Below are 3,041 nucleotides of genomic sequence, written 5' to 3' on the forward strand. Positions count from 1 at the left end.
TCTTAACACTATTAAATTTTATCGCGATCATCGTGCCGACTATGATCGTTATCAAAGACACCACGGCATCATCAATGTTGACGCTCCCAGGAAGTTCGCCGTTTTTCAACGCCCCTTCCATGCATCTCCTGAAAAATTCATCGATTAAAATAGGGGAAATATCCTCAATGCCGGCTAAATCCGGGAAAACGAGATGTTTTTCAATATCGGAAATGGCAGCTTTTTTAGGCCTTTCATGTTGGACAACCATGATGGAAATAAGTTCGTACGTAATGTCGAGCTTGGTGATTTCGCCCGCCATTTCTTCGAAAAAAGCGCCAATCAAAGCAATGGAATTGCCGTTGGGAGCTTTTTGCCGCGCCTTCCAGATGAACTTCATGGTCATAAGGTTGACATAGTAGGTAATGACGTCTATTTTGCCCGGGAAGTAATTAAAAAACGTGCCTTCCGAGATTTCGGCGCTTCGGCACACGTCCTTGATGGAAATGTCCTCAAAACGGGAATGTCGCAGGCGCTCTATAAAAGCTTTCATCAGGGCGATTTTGGTCCGGGCATGCTTTACTTCGCGTAATGAATATTCATTTGGGTTCATACTTATTCCGTTTCCTTTTATAGCGAACGCCTAAAATATAGTACACTTTAAATATGATGTCAACATAAAAATATGTTATTTTGTAAGGCCTCAGAAGCTGTGAAATAATTATTGCATAAAATAGCGATATAGCTATTATTAGCCCAATTCATAAACACCGGAGGTGCAGAATGGGCTACGAATCGAAATTACAAGTGATCCAGAGTGGGGACAAGAATCGGCAATTTTACCTGATTTGTCCAGCGCCATTGGCGGGGGCGCTGGAATTGGAGAAGAGCGAGCGGATTGAATGGGTCGTGAAGGATCGGTATACCCTGATTGTACGGCGTGTTCAGGCTGCGGCGAAGCGCAAGGGGGCAAAGAATGCATAAGACTACCGAGGCTTTGGAATTGTTGAAACTGGAGGAAGAAGCCCCCAGGCGACAGGCGCCGCTGCCTGTGGCCATGCGCGGTCAAGCGCGTGTGAAGACAGGGGACCGTTGTCAGTTGGTATTTCGGGCGGTGGACATAGAACAGTTGGTGGCCGAAGATCACCCTGTACGGGCGATATGGGAGTTTGTCGGGCGATTGGATTTGGGGCGATTTTACGAACCGATTGCGGCGGTGACCGGGGTTGCGGGGCGTGCCGCATGGGATCCGCGGCTGCTGATCAGCCTGTGGATTTGGGCGTACAGTCAAGGGATCAGTTCGGCGCGCGAGTTGGCGCGACGTTGTGAATACGATCCAACGTTTCAGTGGCTGACGGGGTTGGAAGTGATCAACTATCACAGCCTGTCGGATTTTAGGGTTAGCTACCAAGCGCCGCTCGATGAGTTGTTCGCACAGGCTCTGGGGCTGCTGAGTGCGGAGGGATTGATTACGCTGGAGCGGGTAATGCACGACGGCACGAAAATCAAGGCGTGCGCCGGGGCTGATAGCTTTCGGCGCGAGGAGCGGATTCGGATGCACTTGGAACAGGCCCGGCAACAAGTCGCGGCGATGGGCGACCCGCGGGCAGAGGATCCGGTTCGACGGCAGGCAGCGCGGGAACGGGCGGCGCGGGAACGACAACAGCGGTTGGAAGGGGCGCTGGAAGAGTTGGCAAAGATACGCGATAACAAGACGGGCACAGAGGCCAAGCAGCAGGCGCGAGTAAGTCAGACTGATCCGCAAGCCAGAATTATGAAGCAGTCCGATGGTGGGTTTGCACCCAGCTACAACGTGCAACTCTCGACGGATGCGGCGCACGGGATTATCGTAGGGGTGGGCGTGAGCCAAGCGGCCAGTGACTATGGCGAATTGGTCGGTGGCGTCGAACGGGTTGAAAAGAATATGGGGCAAGTCCCTCAGCAGATGGTTGCAGACGGAGGGTTTACAAGTCGCGAGAACATTTTGGCAATGGCGGACAAGAAGGTCGATTTTGTTGGTTCGCTCGATGAACATGCCGCACAATCCGGCGGTCAGTTGCGACGCCGCGGTGTTGAAGAGGCTTTTTACCCGCAGGCTTTTATATATGATGCCCAGCAAGATCTTTATCGCTGTCCCACCGGCCATTTTCTGCGTCATGATGGTCAAGAGAATCGTATCGGGGTAGTTCATCATAGGTATCGGGCAAATCCGAAAGACTGCGCCGCTTGTCCGGTCAAAGCCCAGTGCTGCCCGCAGAATGCCGTTAAGGGGCGCACGATTACGCGGGCTGTCGAGCATCCGGTGGTCGCAGCTTTTGTGCAGAAGATGCAGACTCCCGAGGCAAAAGCCATCTACCGACAGCGCGGAGGGGTGGCCGAGTTTCCGAATGCCTGGATCAAAACTAAGATCGGGTTGCGTCAGTTTCGACTGCGTGGCCGTCTGAAAGTCCTCATGGAATCCATGTGGGCTTGCTTGACCTATAACATCCAGCAGTGGATTAGACTGCGCTGGCGAGTTCAACCGCTGGCCGCAACCGCTTAAAGGTATATGATCAGCCCTTTTCATATCGGCAATACCGGAAATAAACTTGCTATGATGTGCTTTCTTATAGCTTTTATAACCATTTTTACAGCCGGCGGGTTTTATCCTGTTTCCCGATCATCGGTCTGATTGTAAATTAATTCTTTCACACGTTCTCAGTGGTTAATCTGTCGGCACCTTCGTTCGCACACCGAATGATTGCGGCATGTTTGTCAACATAACCAGCTTGGCGACAACAATTAAAATCATTAATAGCAGATGCGGTACCCACAGATTGTGGTAAGGAACCATCTTTTTTAATCAGAAATTCAATGGACCTTGCCCGTTGTCTCCTGGTTCATTGGTCATATTCCTCTGAACACCGAACACTGAACACTGAACACCTTTCCTGTTTCTTATACCTTCTGAGGACGCGGCTGGCCAAGGAGTCCATAAGGCTTCCAGATCAAGAGCAGAAACAGCAGGGCAAAAGCGATCAAATCCCGATAGGTAGATGGCAGGAAGGCCGCCACCATGATTT

The 3,041-nt window shown here is 51.1% G+C and carries 3 protein-coding genes; 2 read left to right on the forward strand and 1 reads right to left on the reverse strand.

Annotated elements, in window-relative coordinates; genetic code table 11:
* A partial coding sequence (locus M0R47_RS21510) for a TetR/AcrR family transcriptional regulator (RefSeq protein WP_292558405.1) occupies window positions 1-592 on the reverse strand: 592 nt, incomplete at its 3' end.
* Window positions 593-762: 170 nt separating this feature from the next.
* Between M0R47_RS21510 and M0R47_RS21515 the strand changes: the two genes are divergently transcribed.
* Together M0R47_RS21515 and M0R47_RS21520 are read left to right on the forward strand one after the other, a co-directional pair.
* A complete protein-coding gene (locus M0R47_RS21515; protein WP_292558406.1) occupies window positions 763-963 on the forward strand; it encodes a hypothetical protein in 201 nt (66 codons plus the stop codon).
* Window positions 956-2,521, forward strand: a complete 1,566-nt coding sequence (locus tag M0R47_RS21520; RefSeq protein ID WP_292558407.1) for an IS1182 family transposase — start codon at window positions 956-958, stop codon at window positions 2,519-2,521. Before M0R47_RS21515 ends, M0R47_RS21520 begins: the two co-directional genes overlap by 8 nt.
* Window positions 2,522-3,041 lie beyond the last annotated feature (520 nt).

The sequence above is a fragment of the Methylobacter sp. genome (assembly GCF_023227905.1).
GTDB lineage: Bacteria > Pseudomonadota > Gammaproteobacteria > Methylococcales > Methylomonadaceae > Methylobacter_A.

Bases quoted from the DNA above. Each gene is read 5' to 3' on its own strand.
- M0R47_RS21520 (WP_292558407.1), top strand. From the start codon at position 956: ATGCATAAGACTACCGAGGCTTTGGAATTGTTGAAACTGGAGGAAGAA.
- M0R47_RS21515 (WP_292558406.1), top strand. From the start codon at position 763: ATGGGCTACGAATCGAAATTACAAGTGATCCAGAGTGGGGACAAGAAT.